Origin of the sequence: Bacillus sp. NPDC093026, assembly GCF_044754665.1 — a bacterium.
GTDB classification, from domain to species: Bacteria; Bacillota; Bacilli; order Bacillales; family Bacillaceae; genus Bacillus; species Bacillus maqinnsis.
Genome location: NZ_JBIVPN010000001.1, coordinates 603159 through 620337, shown reverse-complemented (window position 1 = coordinate 620337; position 17179 = coordinate 603159). Strand labels below are relative to the sequence as shown.

The window sequence follows — 17179 nt, the reverse complement described above, 5'->3', positions numbered from 1 at the left end:
TTTTTGAATAATTTTAATTAAAAAAATCCTGAGAAAATTCGATCTTTTCTCAGGATCTATATTTCATCTAGATGGATAAAAGATCTGCTTCGACTGTTTTTTCTAAAAGCACATCTTGTGCTGTTAAATATAAAAATCCATTCCCTACAAGTGTTTTTGCCTGTTTGAGTGGAAGGGTTCTTCTTACGAGCTGAGCATATACTTCTGGTTCTGTCAGCTTGCGCTGGAAGGCTTCTTCTTCGGCATTTTTAATAATGGCTAGTGCACCGCTAACATGTGGGGCAGCCATAGAAGTGCCGGTTAATCTACCGTATTTATGATTAGGGAGAGTGGATAAAATGTCTTCTCCTGGAGCGACGAGGTCGATTTCTTTATTGGCATTGGAAAACTCGGAGGATTCTCTTGCAAGAGAGACAGAGCCGACAGCAATCACTTCATTGTAAGCAGCTGGATAGGAGAACTCTTCAGTACGTTCATCGCCATCACCTTCGTTTCCTGCCGCACAAACAACAAGTACACCACTTTTCACAGCTTCTTGAATCGCTTTCTGTAATTCTGGCTCATTGCTTGGACCACCAAGAGACATGGAGATAATATCAACCTTTTGCTCTACCGCATAGTTGATGCCGTTAATAATCCATTCATATTTGCCGCTACCGTTTTCACCGCCAAGAACTTTCACAATGAGCAGTTTTGCTTCGGGGGCTACGCCTAGAATTCCGCCATTTCGATCTGTTGCCGCAATCGTTCCCGCTACATGGGTACCATGTCCATTGTAGTCTTTTACATTCTCAGCGTCTCCGTTATCATCATCGGTAAAGTTCTTCACGCCGACAATCTGATCTTTTAAATCGGGGTGCTCTGTGTCGCAACCTGTATCAAGGACAGCAATGGTTATGCCTTTTCCTTTGAAGCCACTTGACCAAAGTTCGGGTGCTTTAATCTCCTGAATACTTTCCGGCGTCTCTTTCGCTTCCATCACATTGGCTTTTACTTCATACGGAATTAAGCGAATTTCACCTTTCATAAGAAAGCCCTCCTTATTTTGTTTTCAAAGTAGATTCAGGTTGCGTAATATTATTGTATAAAATAAACTTTTGATCAGAAAGGGTCAATTGTAATAATTTTTCAAATAATCAATCTTTTATCAAATTTGCAGTTCTCCTCGCTTATTGCCGAAAGGCGTCGTCTTATGAGGAAAACTCTTCATATCATATGAGAAAGAAGGAAATGTTGCATAGTGAGCTTGCACATATTGAAGTAAAATGGGCGGAAAGAACTAAGAAAGGATATCTTATATAACAAAAGAAATTGTTCAATAAGTGAGAAGTAAGCTTGTGTAGAAGAAGAGAAATGTTTTTGTTAGAAAATAAAATCCTCCTTTAATGAAAAGGATAAGTTATGAAGATTGTGACTGTTCCAAAACAGAAAGGCAACATATAATATTGGAAAGACAAGCCTGCCTTTTAGATAGGAGAGATAGAGATGAACAAAGGGAAGATACTCGTGATCGAAGATGAAAAGAAAATTGCAAGAGTGATATCACTTGAACTTGAGTATGAAGGATACGAAGTCACAATGAAAGATACAGGCATGAAAGGACTCCAGGCTCTTGAAGAAGATAGCTTCGATTTAGTGTTGCTTGACGTCATGCTTCCGGAATTGAGCGGGCTTGAAGTGCTCAGAAGGGTTCGGAAAACGAATACGGCAACACCCATTATTTTAATTACTGCAAGAGGTAGTGTTCCTGATAAAGTGAGCGGCCTTGATCTTGGGGCAAACGATTATATAACGAAGCCATTTGAAATTGAAGAATTATTGGCACGAATTAGAGCGCAGCTAAGATTCCATACAAGTGTCCAAGAAGAAAATGAAGCTGAACTGAGACTGGCGGATTTGACTGTCAATGAGAAAACAAGAGAAATAATAAGAGATGGTCAAATGCTGGAGCTTACACCAAGAGAATATGATCTGCTTGTTTATTTGCTGAAACATCAGCAGCAAGTGCTCACAAGAGATCAGCTTTTAACAGCCGTATGGGGCTTTGATTATTTCGGTGACACAAATGTGGTGGATGTTTATATCCGTTATTTACGTAAAAAAGTCGATTACCCATTCGAAAAACAGTTGATCCACACAGTGAGAGGTGTGGGTTATGTGATGAAGGGGTAAAGAATGAGATTAAAAAATAAAATCCAACTTTATACCTCGTTGTCTTTGTTTTTAATGGTGCTCTTATTTCATACAGCTATATACTTTATTTTTTCGTTTACGCTTACGCAAAAAGATATGTCACGATTGTCTGAGGTGGCTGAAAATATTGCGATTGCTTTAAAAAAATCGGAAGAAGAGGGACTCCCATCCTCTGAGCTGCTTAGGGCGTACCTTCCTCAAAATGGGATGATTCGTGTTGTTACAGAGAAAGGTCAATCTAAGCTGACCATAACAAAGGAATCGACATTTAGCTCGCTGCCTTTTACATATGAATCTGGTCAGACAGCCGAAATAAAAGAATACCGCAAGCATATGATTGCCTTTGCTTGCATTCCAGTTATTTGGACAAATGGAGAAATTGTGTCTCTTCAAGTATATGAAAAGATCGAAAATACGGAAGAAAACTTAGCATTATTAAAAATGATTTTAATCGCTGCTGGGATTCTTTTCATTGTTCTTTCCTATTTCGCAGGTCATATATTAACAAAACAAATCGTTCGTCCAATTAGCAAAATGATCAATACAATGAAGGCAAGTATGAGAGAGAAGGCTTTTAAACGGATTGAATTAACAGGGGATTCTAAGGATGAACTGTATCAAATGGGACAAACCTTTAATGAAATGTCAGAAATACTTGAAAAGCATTATGAGAAAGAACAGCAATTTTTACATGACGCCTCACATGAATTAAAGACACCGATTACCGTTATAATGAGCTATAGCAATTTACTGAAACGTTGGGGGCAAACAAGACCCGAGGTTATCGAAGAATCCTCCCAAGCGATTCATGATGAAGCGAAAAAAATGAAGAGACTGACAGATCAACTATTAACGCTTGCAAAGAATGACCAGCCGCTTTATTTAGAAATGAAGCAAGTCGATATTGCTGACATTTGCAAGCAGGTGAGTCATACACTTGAAGTCGCAACAAATCGGACAATTCGCCTTCATGTACAAACAAAGCAGCCGATTTTCGCAGAGGGGGATAAGGAGAAAATCAAACAGCTTTTGACCATTTTGATTGATAATGCGGTCAAATATAGTGCAGAGCCAGTCGATGTGACCTGCGGGTTAGCAGGAGACCAGCCGTTTATTTCTGTTCGTGATAAAGGAATTGGCATGAGAGAAGAGGACCTGCCGAAAATCTTTGACCGCTTTTTCCGCGTGGATGAAGCGAGAAACAGGGAGACAGGCGGAACCGGTCTTGGTCTATCGATAGCGAAACAAATTGCTGAAGAGCATGGAGCAGAGCTTAAGGTAGACAGCCGTATTGGCGAAGGAACAAATGTGACAATTCTTTTTCGGAAATGAAATAGGTCTTTTCTCATCAATTTCTCATTTCCTCCTTATAAAATAGGAAATAGGAAGGAGGTTCTGCATGTCTAAAAAAATGAAAATGGGGTTTGCCCTCGCAGGATTTTTCGCCGTTCTTGCGGCTTTTGTGATGCTCATGATTCAAACCATTGATCAAAACATATTAAGTGAATCAGAGATCAAACAAATCATTGCAAAAGACTACAATGGAAACATTACAAATGTAGCTTTAATCAATCATAAACAGGATTATACGTTGATACTTGAAAATTCAAATGGAATTTATCAAATGATTGTATCTTCCGCAAGCGGTCAAATGAAAGAGATCAAACAATTAAAAAGCTATCAAACGCCAAATGAAAAAAATGTAGCTCTTCAAGCAGAAGAAGCAGCCGTCAAAAAAGTAAACGGGACAGTCATACAAAAGAAAGAAAAGTCAGATCGTTTTATTTTTACGATCCAATCAAAAAAAGAGTTATATCAAGTGGATGTGAATAAACTTACCTTGAAAGTGATTGAAGTTGAAAAGAAAAAACCAACCTCTAAAGAAAAAAAGCTGACCAAAATCACTGTAGAGGAAGCCATTCAAATTGCTGTAAAAGAAGTCGGGGGAACAGTTGACGATGCAGACCTTGAAACGTATAGCGACATGCTTGTGTTTGAAGTTGAGCTAAACTTAATAAATGGACGTGAGGCAGAGGTGCTTGTCAATGCATATACAGGAGATATTGAGGGGATTACGTACGAAAATTAATCCTTTTCTCATGATTTTCTCATGTTTCTTTCCTTCCTTTTTCATCTTGTTTTTTTAAAATAAAGGTGAGATCAAAAAGAGGAGGAAATGAAAATGATGAAAAAAGTACTAGTAGCTACCGCATTAACAGGAGCACTTGTCGCAGGTGGTTTCACACTTCAAACGCAAAATACAAATCAAACGGCAAATGCAGAACAAGTGGTTCAAAAGAAATCATCGTTTGTGTCGAAAAAACAAGCTGAAAAAGCAGCATTAAAAGTAGTGAAGGGCTATGTAGACGATGTGGACCTTGAGCGTAAAAAAGGAAAATGGGTGTATGAGGTCGAGATTAAAAAAGGCGGCTTTGAATATAAAGTATACGTAGATGCGAAGACTGGAAAGGCACTAAATGATCCAGTGAAAGAAAAGAAACAAAATGTGAAAATCACAAAAAAACAAGCTGAACAGATTGCATTAGCGAAAGCAAAAGGTACGGTCACGGATTCAGACCTAGATAAAGAGAATGGTGCGTACATTTATGAAATCGAAATCACCACTCCAAACGGCAATGAAGTCGATTTTGAGATATCCGCAAAAACAGGAAAAATTTTAAAGCAAGAATGGGGTGATGAATGAATATGAGAACCTTACACGTTTATGTGTAAGGTTCTTTCGTTAGGACAAACTACTCTAAAGGAGGCGAGAGAATATGAAGAAAAAAGAAGAAGAGCAAACAATGGACCATGCGGAATATGTTCCGCATCCTGATGGAGAAGGATATGCTTTGTTTTTGCATGATTCTTTTCATCTCCTCTCTCAAGAGGATTTGGACCAGCCAAAAGAGGAGTAGAAAACGCAAAAGAGCGATTACGGGATGTGTATCGCTCTTTTTTTGAAAAGTAAGCGAATACATTCACTGATTTGGCATCTTACTTATTGACATCATTCCGCTTTTTCTGTAATCTCATTGTGTTAACAATATGAGACTTCGTTAGGTGAGGCTCCTGTATGGAGATACGCTGCTGCCCAAAAATGTCCAAAGACGCCAATGGGTCAACAGAAATCATCGACATAAGGTGATTTTTAATGCAGCTGGTTTATCCTATGCCATACAGTGCTAAAGCTCAACGATTGGAGGAGTAAGTGGTTTATTTTGTCATGCTTACAAAGCACCTTCATTCGTTTGAGGGTGCTTTTTTATGAGAAAAGGAGGTGTGGGGATGGATCATCCCGATTCGAGACACATAAAGAGTATGTCAAAAGATCAAATTGAGACATCAGAAAGAGGAGATCCTGACCCGCGCACATTCTGAGGGATTCGGGTATCTCCTGACTTTGGGGAGGTAGCAGTGAATGATACAAAATATTACGTATGATGAACTCATTTTAAGAATCATTATTTTATTAAGAGACGGTAAACACAAAGAATTTAAGAACATTATGGAAGAGCTTCAGCCGTATGATATGGCCTATTTGTTTAAAGAGCTCCCGGAAAAACATCGCAGTCGCTTCCTGACATTTTTAACAGTAGAAGACATTACTGAAATGATGGGAGAGCTTGAGCGGGAATATCAAGAAATTGTCCTTGAAAAAGTAGGAAAAGACAAAGCCACCTTCGTGACAAACAAAATGGATAACGATGATTTGGCCAACTTATTTGATGAAATGGATGATGATCTAAAAGATCAGTTGTTATCAAACATGGAAGCAGAAGAATCAAAAGCAGTCCAGCTTCTCATGAATTACCCTGCTGAAACAGCGGGACGTATTATGACCGACCGTTATGTGTGGATTCCTCAGCACTATACCGTTCAGGATGCGGTTGTGAAGCTGAAAAGCTTTGCTGAAATTGCAGAATCGATCAACTACTTATATGTGATCAATGATCAAAAACAGCTTGTTGGTGTTCTCTCATATCGTGATCTGATTTTAGGTGAACCTGATGAAAAGGTGCAGGATCTCATGTTTACAAGGGTGATTGCAGTTGGGGCGTTTCAAGATCAGGAGGAAATTGCAAAACTGATTGAACGTTATGACTTCCTCGCAATTCCTGTTGTTGAAGAAAACAATGTACTTGTCGGGATTGTTACAGTAGATGATATCATTGATGTTGTCATTCAAGAGGCGGGAGAAGACTATGAAAAATTTGCTGCTTCTGGTAAAGATATTACGTTTGACACACCAGCTTTTGTTGCGGCGTATCGCCGTCTTCCTTGGCTGATCCTGCTTTTATTCATTGGATTGATTTCAGGCAGTATCTTGAATTATTTTGAGGATACCCTTCAACAAGTGGTCGCACTTGCCTTCTTTATGCCAATGATCGCAGGCATGACTGGGAATACAGGAACACAATCTCTTGCGGTCGTCATTAGAGGACTATCAAAAGAAGAATTAACGAAAAAAACAATCATGCGACTCATTTTCAGAGAGCTCAAAACAAGTATTTATATCGGTATTGTCTGTTCCATTATCATTACGGTGGTTGCAATGGTATGGCAGGGAAACATGATATTAGGTTTTGTTGTTGGTTCCTCGCTCCTTGCCACACTGATCATTGGAACAATGGCAGGAACCATTGTTCCAATTATTTTACACAAATTGAATGTGGATCCGGCGATTGCATCTGGACCGCTGATCACCACATTAAATGATATTTTATCACTGCTCATTTATTTTGGAATTGCGACAGCTTTCCTCCATACACTGATGTAAGAAGATAAAAGACTGTAAACTACACATGCTTGGTTTACAGTCTTTTTTGAATAAGGATTGCATATAGCGCTTCCATCCTTTACATTTTAAGGAGAAGGTGGGAGAGAAAATGAAGAAGTTTTTATTCATCTTGGTATGTATCTTTTTGCTCGGTGCATGTCAAAGGGAAGATGAAGGAAAAGACAGAAGGCTTGTTGCCGCAGAGCACATGCTCGAAGCAATAGCTGAGGGGAATAAAAGAAAGATGGAAGAAGTCTATGTCGAAGGGGCTGTTCCGCATCCAAACGATATAATAAAATTGAAAAAAGAGTGGGGCATAGAGAATCTGTCCTATCAAGATTTTCATATAGAAGAGGTCAGTATTCATGTGTTTCATGCGATTTATGAGGATGCTCAAACCGGAGAGGAAAAAGCACTTGCGCTTCGGATAAAGGAAGACCCTGAAAGAGGAGCGCTCATTGACTTTGTAGGGGTAGTGGAAGGGTCTAATGCATCATCTAAATAAAAAGAATCGTTCAAATGAGCGATTCTTTTTTCGTTTATCGGTTTTTGTATCGAAAGTGTGCATTGATCTGCCCCTCGAGCATTTTTTTCTTGAATTGTCCGCTTTTTAAGGCTTGTTCCTTTTTCTTCATGTCTTTTAAAATTTCTGCTGTCTGCACACCATCTTCCCGTTTATTGGCAATATGCATTAACCGTTCCACATCAGAAAAAGAATATTTCCTCGTGCCTCTCGTCGATCGCTGGGGGTAGATGAGCTTTCGTTCCTCATAATATCGGATTTGCCTGACAGATAGTCCGGTTAATTCACTGACAATCCCGATAGAAATGACTTTTTTATCTTTATAAGATACATCTTCCTGCGTCATATACTCACCCCTGCAAGTCTTTTCTTCATATTATATAGAATAAAAAATGAAAAAACCTAATGTTTGTTAGAAAATATAACATATTAATAAAAAAACAGAAAAACTATGGAAGGAAACTTGACAGCGTGCGTGCAAATCACGGCTGCAATGCATATGCTGTTATTACATCAAACATGAGGAGGAGCGCATGGTGGATCAAAAACAGATCATCCGTATGGCAAAAGAAATCATTGCATTAGATGTGAGGAGGGACGAATTGATGGAGCAGTTCATGCAGACTGTGGGTCAGAATGCACATGCTCTTTTGAGAGCTGTACAAAATGATTGGTATAGGAAGTCCTCATAAGCTTCAAGTCCTCATCTATCAGATTAATTTATAGGAGGGAGCATTCGTTGCGGCAAATATTAAAAGAAGCATTAGAAAAAGAAAGACAATATTATACACAAAGACTTTGCTCGTTAGGTGTTTATAGCCATGACATGACCAAAAATATGACAATAAGTGACTTAAAAAAAGAGTATCACTTTTTTTTCAACAAAAAACACCGCCATCTGTGAAAATCCCTTGATCAATGTAGTGAAAATCATAAGGGGTTTCTTTTTTTGTGTGTTTAATATTATAGCGATATTGGATTTTGTAGAATTTTGGCGAAATATTTGTAAGAAAACATAGAGTCTTTACAGATAATGTTAAAATATGTCGTATCATGATGGTTTGCTAAAAAAGCTTTTTTTCAAGATATTTATGAAAAATAAGAAGGATTTTAAAAGTTTATATCGAAATCTTATACATAACACGAATGGAGTCGCTATGTAGTTGAAAGGGTTTTCAAAAACGTACTTCTATATTCTTACGAAAGGCTCCAACTTCACCGCAAGACAGCCTTGAAGTTAAAAAAATATTATAAGAGGTAGATATGTGATGAGACTATCGTTTAATGAAGAAGAAGTAGAACGGTCAATGACGCTTTACAAGGTTTTTGCAAGAGCATTTAAAAGCGTTTCAGAACACAGTATTAGAGACAGTAAGGAGCACGGGTTTAATCCAACTGAATTTGCAGTTCTTGAATTGCTTTACACGCGAGGCGCTCAAAAACTTCAGCAAATCGGCTCACGACTCCTGCTTGTAAGCGGAAATGTCACGTATGTGATTGACAAGCTAGAACGAAATGGTTTCATTGAAAGGGAGCAAGACCCGAAGGATAAACGATCAGTTTATGCTCATTTAACAGATAAAGGTCGTAGCTATCTTGATAAGATTTATCCGATCCATTCCCTTCGTATTGCAAGAGCTTTTTCTGGTCTGACGCGTGATGAACAGGAGCAATTGATTCGTTTGCTCAAAAAAGCAGGTATTCACAGTCAACATTTATTATTTAGATAAAACATCAATTGATAAGGCGTGTCTATTTGGCTCCTTCAATGTGTAGACAAACCCTCGCATTCGTTGTTAAATCTTGAGCGTTGGTGCTTATTCTCTCCGCACAAATAGCTCGCCCTTCCAAGAAACTTCAAGAGTTTTCAATTCACGCTGAAAAGAAGACAAAGAGCCCTCTTAGCCCTTTGTCAACGATCTGAGCTTGTCAACAAAGTTGACAAGCTTTTTTCTTTCTGCTTGGGCAATTGATTGATTATCCTCTCCGGAAGAATTCCGGCACCCCTTTATGTTTCAAGTTGCCAAGCAGGATATGCAATAAATTTCTCGATTTCGCTTGCTGGAAGCGGCTTTGCATAATAAAAGCCTTGCAAGTCGTCACAGCCCTGTGCGGATAGAAGTTGCGCCTGTGCGAAGCTTTCAACGCCTTCTGCAATCACTTCGAGAGATAATTGATGCCCCATGGCAATGATGGCACCTGTGATCTGCTCAGACTTTGAATCACTAAGAATGTCCTCAATAAAGGACTTGTCTATTTTAAGTCTGTGGATCGGTAAATCCTTTAAATAGCTTAGTGAACTATGTCCTGTACCAAAATCATCAATACTAATACGAACGCCAAGGTGTTTGAGTGATGACAGAATTTGTTTTGATTGTTTAATGTTGTCCATTGTCATACTTTCAGTTACTTCAAGCTCCAGTAAGCACGGTTTTACATCGTATTTCTTTAGCGTCAGCTTGATCAAATCAATTAAGTCTTCAGAGTTGAACTGCTTGGCAGATAAATTAACAGCCACCGGAATACTTAAGCCTTTGTCATGCCATATTTTCGCCTGATGACACGCTGTATCAATGACCCATCGACCGATATCAATGATTAGACCTGATTCCTCAGCTAATTCAATGAATGCATCAGGCAATTTCAATGATCCATCTGGTGCTTTCATTCTCACAAGAGCTTCTACTCCTGTCACATTTCTTGTTTTGGCACTGATCTGCGGCTGATAGTGAAGAACGAATTGTTCTCTTTGAATTGCATCTCTTAATTCTAGCTCTCGACTTAATCTGTTTTCACTCGATCTTTCCATTGATTCTGTGAAAAATTCAAAGCGGCTTTGCTTATGCTTTTTCGATAAATACATCGCCATATCTGCTTTTCTCATCAGTTCCATTCCATCAATGCCGTTTTGCGGAGAGACGGCAATCCCGATACTAATTGACGTAATGAGCTGGTGATTCTGGATAAAGAAAGGGCGCTCAAATTGTCGAATAATATTTTTAGAAAGACGTTTGATTTTTTGTATATCAGCATCCATATGAGAAAAAATCATTAAAAATTCGTCTCCGCCTAATCTGGCAATAAATCCATTCGGAGGTAAACACTGTGTCAGCCTGTTTGCGGCAGCTTTGAGCAGCAAATCACCTATGTTATGCCCAAGTGCATCATTGATGATTTTGAAGCGGTTCAGATCAAGGAAAAGAACGGCTGTTGATGTCCCTGTCTCCTCTTGGGAGGAAAGGACATCATTTAAATGGTTGATGCCATGCCGTCTATTTGGCAGCTCGGTGAGTGCATCATAATGGGCCATCACATGTATTTCCTTTTCTGCAATCCGCTGTTTCGTTAAATCTTTACAGATGACATAGATGCTATCGAGCTTTTTGTTGACATGTACGGGTATGTATGTCATATGATAATAATAAAATCGATCCGCCGCTTTGATTTCCGCATCACGTGTGACGGCTTTTTTTGATTGATTGACAAAGTCCTCCCACACCTTACTAGGCATAATGTGTTCACTGATAACGTCACCAATTGAGGCTTGGCAGATTTTTAAAATTTGTTTGCCTGTATCATTAGCAGAAAGTATCTTTCGATCGATAGATAACACAATGATGCCATCGATATTATGTTTTATGAGCGATTGGAAGCGCTGCTCATTTTCTTTTAACTTTTCTGATTGTGTCATGATTCGATGGTCAATAAATGCACCAAAGATCATAATCGTTTGTACAATTAAAGTAACCAATCCAATGAAAATGGACAGGTTGAATGGACTCGTGACAAAAGAACCGCCTGCAGCTTCTTGTCCATTAGAATGATAAAAAATTGTTGAAGCAGCCATTCCTATATAATGCATTCCAGCAATGGCCCCGCCCATTACAAGTGCACCCGCAATCTTGAAAAAATGATCATGCTGTTTTTTTACAGATTGATGGAGTCGAAAAAAAAGCTTCATTGAAAAGAAAGAAGCAATCACAGCAATGAAAAACGAAAGGAAAAATAAAATTGGATGATAATGAATCGTCACATTGGCCATTGATTCCATTCCAAGATAGTGCATACTGCAAATAGCAGACCCCATTGTGATGGAACTAATAAGCAATCGTCTCAATGATAATTGCTGCTTGATGCATATAGAAAAGGCAATCAAAGAACCGATAAAAGATGCCAAAATAGATAAGATCAATAATGGAGTTTCATATGTGATGCCTGAACGTAAGTGTAAGGCCATCATGCCGATGAAATGCATTGACCAAATACCTACTCCCATCACAAGTGCACCAATCACAAGCCATCCGTTTTTTTTTGCACCGCTTGACTGAATCACTCTGCTCGCTAAATGAAGAGCTGAGTAGGAGGCGACAGCGGCGACTGTGACTGACAGAAAGACAAGCCATCCGTTGTAGCTTCCTGTTAAATGTGTCATGTTAAAAAACCTCCTGTATCCTAAAAACATACATATATTTTATATATCGGCTCAAATGGGTTTGTGTTCACCTTTCCTTCACTTAAAAAGAACCACCCACATTTTTTTCATCCGCTGTTTATAGTAAAATCAAATTTAATGTAAAAAACCGATGAAAAGTGAATCATTTTTCGGTTTAGATTCGTTTAATATGTGGCTTGGTTCTATCAACTATATGACTTGTCAGACTGATTATGTGTGAAAGGGATTGATAAACATCGAAGATTTTATGATTTCTTTGGCAGATGCTTTTAAGAATTTGTCTTATTTCGGCATCTTTCTAGCATTATGCATTGAATTTGTTCCTGCTGAAGTGGTTTTGCCTCTAGCAGGATACTGGGTGTCAGAAGGGGATATGGCTTTAATCGGTGTTGTAGCTGCCGGTTCATTAGGCGGTGTCGTTGGTCCTTTGACCTTGTATTGGTTAGGGCGTTATGGAGGTAGACCATTTTTAAATAAATATGGGAAATATTTTTTTGTGAAACCTGAGTCGCTCGATAAATCTGATGCTTTTTTTGAAAAGCATGGCGGTTTCGTCGCATTTAGCGGTCGATTTATTCCGGGAGTGAGAACCCTTATTTCCATCCCGTGCGGTATTGCGAAGATGAATGTGTGGGTATTTTGCTTGTATACATTTTTGGCCATTACGCCAATTACTTTCGTGTATGTGTATCTAGGTGTGATGCTTGGTGAGAATTGGAAAGAGGTGGGTGCGGTCTTAGATCAATACCTGTTGCCTATTGGGTTAGGTGTGATTCTACTCTTCGCTCTCTATATATGGCTGAAACGAAGAAAAAAAGAAGAAAAACCAACCGTCTGATTTGTAAGTCATTCATAGACAAAGATATGTGTTGACAATCCCATGCCTATTGATTATGATAAAAGTAATCTAAATATTCTTAAATCCCACCAAAGGGGAGTAGCGTCCGGTTTTTTACCGGAAACAAAGTCGTCATTACATGGACTTACGTTCCATCGGCTTTGTTGGCATGATTTACATATCACATGTCTAGCAAGACCTTTGCCATTACAGGCAAAGGTCTTTTTGCATTCATAAGCCTTTGTCTTTTGTGGGACAATAGATAAAACAAGGAGGAATGATGATGGATGCTGCAATTATTTTAGAATACGGGTGGGTTCTTCTCGTATTGATTGGATTAGAAGGGATACTAGCAGCTGATAATGCGCTAGTGATGGCCGTCATGGTCAAACACCTTCCTGAAAAACAAAGGAAAAAGGCATTATTTTACGGACTTGCAGGCGCATTCGTCATGCGATTTGGTTCTCTGTTTCTCATTTCGTTTTTAGTAGATGTTTGGCAAGTTCAAGCCATTGGTGCCATTTATCTTCTTTATATTTCAATTCACCATATTTTGAAGTCTCATGTGTTTAAGAAAAATGAAACGGAAACAAACATCAAGCAAAGTGGGTTTTGGGCAACAGTGGTCAAAGTGGAACTCGCTGATATTGCATTTGCAGTAGACTCAATTTTAGCGGCTGTCGCCTTAGCAGTGACACTTCCTAACACCAGTCTTCCACAAATTGGAGGTCTTGACGGTGGTCAATTTATCGTGATTCTTTTAGGGGGGGTCATTGGTCTTGTCATCATGCGTTTTGCAGCGACTGTATTTGTGAAACTACTGCAAACAAGACCAAGCCTAGAAACAGCTGCATTCGTAATTGTCGGCTGGGTTGGAGTAAAGCTGATGCTTTATACACTCTCTCATCCTGCCATAGGGGTGATCTCTTCACATTTTATTCATTCAACGTTATGGAAAGCAATCTTTTGGACAGTCCTTATCGCAATTGCAGCATTTGGCTGGTTTTTATCGAATCCATCAAGAAAAGGTGGGCAAAAGAACGAGGAGAAACAGGAGGTACGCTTGGAAGAGTAGGGTTTTTGAAAGAAATATCATTTCATTTTCATAACACACATATTACAAATAAGGGGGGGATACCCCCTTATTTCTTTGCTTATAGACGAAACGTTGTAAAGTAGATAAAGAAATAGTTGTCATATTTGAGAAACAGGAAATGAATTCCTCATTTCTTCCTTTGCGCTTCCCTCATAAATTAGCTATCATAAATGAGTAATATAGGGAGAACTGAGGTGAAACCATTGCTTAGCCTTTTGTTTAAAGGTAAGAAAAAGCAAACATTAGAGCAGTCTGCTATTAGTATCCAACAAGGTGATAGTGAGCTGCAAAATGCATTGATAGAGCAATACAAACCATTTGTCGCTAAGACGGTTTCATCCGTTTGCAAACGATATATAGATGAAAAAGATGACGAATTCAGCATAGGCTTAATCGCCTTTAATGAAGCAATAGAAAAATATTCATCCGAAAAAGGAAACTCACTCTTAGCTTTTGCGGAGTTAATTATTAAAAGAAAAGTCATAGACTATATTCGGAAAGAAGCAAGAAATGCGCCTACCATTCAAATGGACTTGCAAGAAAGTGAGAATGGCGAATACTCTCAAAGCATGATTGAAGCAGAGCTTTCTGCAGATGAATACAGACGTTTAGTTGAACAAGAACACAGAAGAGAAGAAATTGAACATTTTAAAGAACGATTAAAGGTATACGGTCTTACGTTTCAAGAATTGCTTGAGCATTCACCAAAACATGCAGATGCTAGGCAAAATGCAATTAAAGTAGCCTATACACTTGTCAAACACGATGAACTAAAAATAATTTTATTTCAGAAAAAACAATTACCAGTCAAACAGCTAGAAAAGTTAGTTGAAGTCAGCCGCAAAACGATTGAAAGAAATAGAAAATATATTATTGCTATGGCGATCATTATGACTGGTGATTATGTGTATTTGAAAGATTACCTTAAAGGGGTGCTTAATTCATGAGAAGAGGCATTATAGTAGAGAAAAACAAAAAATATGTCACACTGCTGACCCCTGATGGACAATTTCTACGGACAAAGTATGAACAGCAAGATTATGAAATTGGTCAAGAAGTGACGTTTCCTAATGAATCACGTCTCGAAAGGAAAAGAGCCGGTTTTTTTGATCTGCTCCGTTTACGTCCGCTGAATGCAGGAATTTTATCCATAGCAGCCATTATTGTCGTGATTTTTGCTATGATGCCATCCTTCTCAAGTCAAAAAGCATATGCTTATATGACCATTGATATTAACCCTAGCTTTGAGCTGAAGCTCGATCACTATTATCAGGTGATTGGAGTCACACCGCTGAATCAAGAGGCTAAAAATGTGCTTGCTAGTATGAAGGATTGGGAAAAAACGGACATGACGAAGGTCGTGCAAGAAATCATAGACGATTGTGATAAAAAAGGATACATCAATCAATCAAGAAACATTTATATTTCAACGGTTTATGAAAACATGCAAGATCATACATATAAAACTAACATCAAAAACAAAATAGATACCATTTCGGATGAATATCAAAAACGCAATTACAAACTTGAGGCGGTAGAAGGTGACCTTGAAACAAGAGAAAAAGCGCAAAAAGCAGGCATCTCAACAGGAACATATATTAGAAATAAAGAACTGCAAGACCAAGAACAAGAAGACATGAAACAGGATGAAGATGCTGTAAATGATGAAGCTGTCAAAGAAGAAGAGCCTGAGCAAGATCAGAAACATCAAGATCAAGAGGACAAAGGTGAGCAAGAAGACATAACGACAGGCGAAAACAATGACAACAATCATGATAAAGAGGTTCCTACAGAAGAGAAAGAGCAGAAGGAATTAGAGAGGGAAGAGCAAGGGTCTGTTCAGAAACCTCAGCCAAAAAAGCCTGACGATGAAAGCATTGAAAAGACTGATAAGGATGAAAAAGATACCTCTATAGACAAAGATCAAAAAAAAAATCATTCCTCTTACCTTGATGAAAAAAGACATCAAGCCGACAAATCACGTGATGAAGCAAAGAACCGAGCAAAAAAAAACGATATCGGTCAGAAGCATCCGTACGTTGAACGAAAAAGAGATGAGCTGAAGCGAAAAGAAAAAGACTCGCCATCATCCTATCGCAAAGATTCGTCTCAGCACACATATGAACAGTAAAAAAACGCCAGAATAGATCCGGCGTATTTCACCATGTCTTTATTTAGATTGATTTCCCATTTGTGCTTGAGCCTGCTGTACGAGTCTTTTTGTGATTTCACCACCAACAGAACCGTTTGCACGTGCGACTGTATCTGAACCAAGAGTTACGCCAAATTCTTGAGCGATCTCGTATTTAAATTGATCCAATGCTTGTTCTACTCCAGGAACAAGAAGTTGATTTCGATTTGCCATTGTGATATTCCTCCTTTCACCTTATGTTAATGACGCCTTCTTATTTTGAAAATATCTGGCTTTTATTATGCTGGCAATTGCTGTACAAAAAACCGAGGTAATCAAATCACCTCGGCTCTTATTCATGTTTTTTTATGTTGTAGCGCATTGAACATCATTTCTTGTGCTGTACTTTGAAGATGAGAAGTGAAAACAGAGAAGACTGTAGAGCTGATGATGCCTTTGATCAAGTTCCATTGATTCTTTGTCAATTCGCTAAATTGTTCATGGAGCTTGTCTGTTTGTTCTTCTGTTATCGCCCGTAAATTGGTTTCCTTTATTGGAAAATTTGTATGGTGATAAATAAAATCAAGGACGTGCGCATATGCTTCATAAAAACGCATTGGACTAATAATATCATCAGATCGATCTGTAATCGTGTTAAATAAGGCAGATAAGATCATGCGAATGGTATCAAAGTCAAAAACAGATTTTAAATCTCTGACAATTAATAATAGAACAACCTGATCAATAGAGTATTTCTTGCCAAGCTCTGGATGACCAATCATATCTTTAATATCACGTTTGATCCAGTTTTGAATAGCAGTTGATTTAAGAGAAGTCAGCTCGCAAAGGTTACCTAATTCAACGATTTCATTCGTTGAGAGCCCATGTTCTGATTTTTGTTTCCGCCGTTCGAGCTTCTGAAAAAACGAAGGGACCTTTAACTCGTCATATTCATGCTGCTGATCGTTTTTTACAGTTGAATTCAAAAGCTGAAGCGGAGTCAGATCTCCCTCTCCTTTTAGAGAATAAAGAAGTCTCGTCATGTCAATTCTTGTTAATTTAAAAGCAACCATGTTCCACCTCATTTGTACGTCAAAAAACGTGATTATTGATCTAATTCAACATCATAATCTCTTTTTGTTGAAAATGCAAAATAAACGAAAGA

Annotated in this window: 18 protein-coding genes and 2 riboswitches; of the genes, 13 read left to right on the top strand and 5 right to left on the bottom strand. The window is 38.4% G+C overall.

Features of this window, described 5'->3' with window-relative positions; all coding sequences use genetic code 11:
* Positions 1–67 precede the first annotated feature (67 nt).
* Complete coding sequence (locus ACIQCE_RS03150) at positions 68–1027, bottom strand: S8 family peptidase (RefSeq protein WP_400493558.1); 960 nt, start codon at positions 1025–1027, stop codon at positions 68–70.
* Positions 1028–1485: 458 nt separating this feature from the next.
* On the opposite strand from ACIQCE_RS03150, the gene ACIQCE_RS03145 reads away from it, so the two are divergent.
* From ACIQCE_RS03145 to ACIQCE_RS03115, 7 genes are all read left to right on the top strand, one after another.
* On the top strand, positions 1486–2172 hold the full coding sequence (locus tag ACIQCE_RS03145) for a response regulator transcription factor (protein ID WP_353856026.1): 687 nt from the start codon (positions 1486–1488) through the stop codon (positions 2170–2172).
* 3 nt (positions 2173–2175) lie between these two features.
* Positions 2176–3525 (top strand): sensor histidine kinase, encoded by a 1350-nt coding sequence (locus ACIQCE_RS03140; protein WP_400493557.1) that lies wholly within the window; start codon positions 2176–2178, stop codon positions 3523–3525.
* Between the two features lie 67 nt (positions 3526–3592).
* Positions 3593–4282 carry a PepSY domain-containing protein gene (locus ACIQCE_RS03135; RefSeq protein ID WP_400493556.1) on the top strand — a complete coding sequence of 230 codons (690 nt, stop codon included), beginning with the start codon at positions 3593–3595 and terminating at the stop codon, positions 4280–4282.
* Between the two features lie 93 nt (positions 4283–4375).
* Positions 4376–4897 carry a PepSY domain-containing protein gene (locus ACIQCE_RS03130; protein ID WP_400493555.1) on the top strand — a complete coding sequence of 174 codons (522 nt, stop codon included), beginning with the start codon at positions 4376–4378 and terminating at the stop codon, positions 4895–4897.
* A 73-nt stretch (positions 4898–4970) separates the two neighbouring features.
* Positions 4971–5111, top strand: a complete 141-nt coding sequence (locus ACIQCE_RS03125; RefSeq protein WP_400493554.1) for a hypothetical protein — start codon at positions 4971–4973, stop codon at positions 5109–5111.
* 130 nt (positions 5112–5241) lie between these two features.
* Positions 5242–5404: riboswitch (M-box (ykoK) riboswitch) on the top strand.
* A 210-nt stretch (positions 5405–5614) separates the two neighbouring features.
* Positions 5615–6973, top strand: a complete 1359-nt coding sequence (gene mgtE / locus ACIQCE_RS03120) for a magnesium transporter (protein WP_353856021.1) — start codon at positions 5615–5617, stop codon at positions 6971–6973.
* A 109-nt stretch (positions 6974–7082) separates the two neighbouring features.
* Positions 7083–7478, top strand: a complete 396-nt coding sequence (locus ACIQCE_RS03115; protein WP_400493553.1) for a hypothetical protein — start codon at positions 7083–7085, stop codon at positions 7476–7478.
* A 34-nt stretch (positions 7479–7512) separates the two neighbouring features.
* Here the strand turns inward: ACIQCE_RS03115 and ACIQCE_RS03110 are convergent, their stop codons facing one another.
* Positions 7513–7842, bottom strand: a complete 330-nt coding sequence (locus ACIQCE_RS03110; protein ID WP_400493552.1) for a MerR family transcriptional regulator — start codon at positions 7840–7842, stop codon at positions 7513–7515.
* Positions 7843–8029: 187 nt separating this feature from the next.
* On the opposite strand from ACIQCE_RS03110, the gene ACIQCE_RS03105 reads away from it, so the two are divergent.
* Entirely contained in the window at positions 8030–8188 is a 159-nt protein-coding gene (locus ACIQCE_RS03105) for a hypothetical protein (RefSeq protein ID WP_400493551.1), read from the top strand.
* Positions 8189–8761: 573 nt separating this feature from the next.
* Positions 8762–9226 carry a MarR family winged helix-turn-helix transcriptional regulator gene (locus ACIQCE_RS03100; protein WP_353856017.1) on the top strand — a complete coding sequence of 155 codons (465 nt, stop codon included), beginning with the start codon at positions 8762–8764 and terminating at the stop codon, positions 9224–9226.
* 278 nt (positions 9227–9504) lie between these two features.
* Here the strand turns inward: ACIQCE_RS03100 and ACIQCE_RS03095 are convergent, their stop codons facing one another.
* On the bottom strand, positions 9505–11928 hold the full coding sequence (locus tag ACIQCE_RS03095; protein WP_400493550.1) for a bifunctional diguanylate cyclase/phosphodiesterase: 2424 nt from the start codon (positions 11926–11928) through the stop codon (positions 9505–9507).
* Between the two features lie 268 nt (positions 11929–12196).
* Between ACIQCE_RS03095 and ACIQCE_RS03090 the strand changes: the two genes are divergently transcribed.
* From ACIQCE_RS03090 to ACIQCE_RS03075, 4 genes are all read left to right on the top strand, one after another.
* Positions 12197–12787 (top strand): DedA family protein, encoded by a 591-nt coding sequence (locus ACIQCE_RS03090; protein ID WP_400493832.1) that lies wholly within the window; start codon positions 12197–12199, stop codon positions 12785–12787.
* Between the two features lie 82 nt (positions 12788–12869).
* Positions 12870–13036: riboswitch (yybP-ykoY riboswitch) on the top strand.
* Positions 13037–13070: 34 nt separating this feature from the next.
* On the top strand, positions 13071–13862 hold the full coding sequence (locus tag ACIQCE_RS03085; protein WP_400493549.1) for a TerC family protein: 792 nt from the start codon (positions 13071–13073) through the stop codon (positions 13860–13862).
* A 215-nt stretch (positions 13863–14077) separates the two neighbouring features.
* Positions 14078–14830, top strand: a complete 753-nt coding sequence (sigI, locus tag ACIQCE_RS03080) for an RNA polymerase sigma factor SigI (RefSeq protein ID WP_400493548.1) — start codon at positions 14078–14080, stop codon at positions 14828–14830.
* Positions 14827–16014 (top strand): anti-sigma factor domain-containing protein, encoded by a 1188-nt coding sequence (locus ACIQCE_RS03075; protein WP_400493546.1) that lies wholly within the window; start codon positions 14827–14829, stop codon positions 16012–16014. The genes sigI and ACIQCE_RS03075 overlap by 4 nt, the downstream gene beginning before the upstream one ends.
* 39 nt (positions 16015–16053) lie before the next feature.
* On the opposite strand, the gene ACIQCE_RS03070 is transcribed toward ACIQCE_RS03075, so the two are convergent.
* Together ACIQCE_RS03070 and ACIQCE_RS03065 are read right to left on the bottom strand one after the other, a co-directional pair.
* Positions 16054–16248, bottom strand: coding sequence for an alpha/beta-type small acid-soluble spore protein (locus ACIQCE_RS03070; RefSeq protein ID WP_353856013.1), 195 nt, complete (start codon positions 16246–16248; stop codon positions 16054–16056).
* Between the two features lie 122 nt (positions 16249–16370).
* Positions 16371–17087: a DUF1836 domain-containing protein gene (locus ACIQCE_RS03065; RefSeq protein ID WP_400493544.1), complete on the bottom strand. Its 717-nt coding sequence runs from the start codon at positions 17085–17087 to the stop codon at positions 16371–16373.
* Between the last annotated feature and the right edge of the window lie 92 nt (positions 17088–17179).

Bases quoted from the DNA above. Each gene is read 5' to 3' on its own strand.
- ACIQCE_RS03115 (WP_400493553.1), top strand. From the start codon at position 7,083: ATGAAGAAGTTTTTATTCATCTTGGTATGTATCTTTTTGCTCGGTGCA.
- ACIQCE_RS03105 (WP_400493551.1), top strand. From the start codon at position 8,030: ATGGTGGATCAAAAACAGATCATCCGTATGGCAAAAGAAATCATTGCA.
- ACIQCE_RS03150 (WP_400493558.1), bottom strand. From the start codon at position 1,027: ATGAAAGGTGAAATTCGCTTAATTCCGTATGAAGTAAAAGCCAATGTG.
- ACIQCE_RS03110 (WP_400493552.1), bottom strand. From the start codon at position 7,842: ATGACGCAGGAAGATGTATCTTATAAAGATAAAAAAGTCATTTCTATC.
- ACIQCE_RS03085 (WP_400493549.1), top strand. From the start codon at position 13,071: ATGGATGCTGCAATTATTTTAGAATACGGGTGGGTTCTTCTCGTATTG.
- ACIQCE_RS03125 (WP_400493554.1), top strand. From the start codon at position 4,971: ATGAAGAAAAAAGAAGAAGAGCAAACAATGGACCATGCGGAATATGTT.
- ACIQCE_RS03075 (WP_400493546.1), top strand. From the start codon at position 14,827: ATGAGAAGAGGCATTATAGTAGAGAAAAACAAAAAATATGTCACACTG.
- ACIQCE_RS03145 (WP_353856026.1), top strand. From the start codon at position 1,486: ATGAACAAAGGGAAGATACTCGTGATCGAAGATGAAAAGAAAATTGCA.
- ACIQCE_RS03095 (WP_400493550.1), bottom strand. From the start codon at position 11,928: ATGACACATTTAACAGGAAGCTACAACGGATGGCTTGTCTTTCTGTCA.
- ACIQCE_RS03090 (WP_400493832.1), top strand. From the start codon at position 12,197: ATGATTTCTTTGGCAGATGCTTTTAAGAATTTGTCTTATTTCGGCATC.
- ACIQCE_RS03130 (WP_400493555.1), top strand. From the start codon at position 4,376: ATGATGAAAAAAGTACTAGTAGCTACCGCATTAACAGGAGCACTTGTC.
- mgtE (WP_353856021.1), top strand. From the start codon at position 5,615: ATGATACAAAATATTACGTATGATGAACTCATTTTAAGAATCATTATT.
- ACIQCE_RS03140 (WP_400493557.1), top strand. From the start codon at position 2,176: ATGAGATTAAAAAATAAAATCCAACTTTATACCTCGTTGTCTTTGTTT.
- ACIQCE_RS03065 (WP_400493544.1), bottom strand. From the start codon at position 17,087: ATGGTTGCTTTTAAATTAACAAGAATTGACATGACGAGACTTCTTTAT.
- ACIQCE_RS03135 (WP_400493556.1), top strand. From the start codon at position 3,593: ATGTCTAAAAAAATGAAAATGGGGTTTGCCCTCGCAGGATTTTTCGCC.
- ACIQCE_RS03070 (WP_353856013.1), bottom strand. From the start codon at position 16,248: ATGGCAAATCGAAATCAACTTCTTGTTCCTGGAGTAGAACAAGCATTG.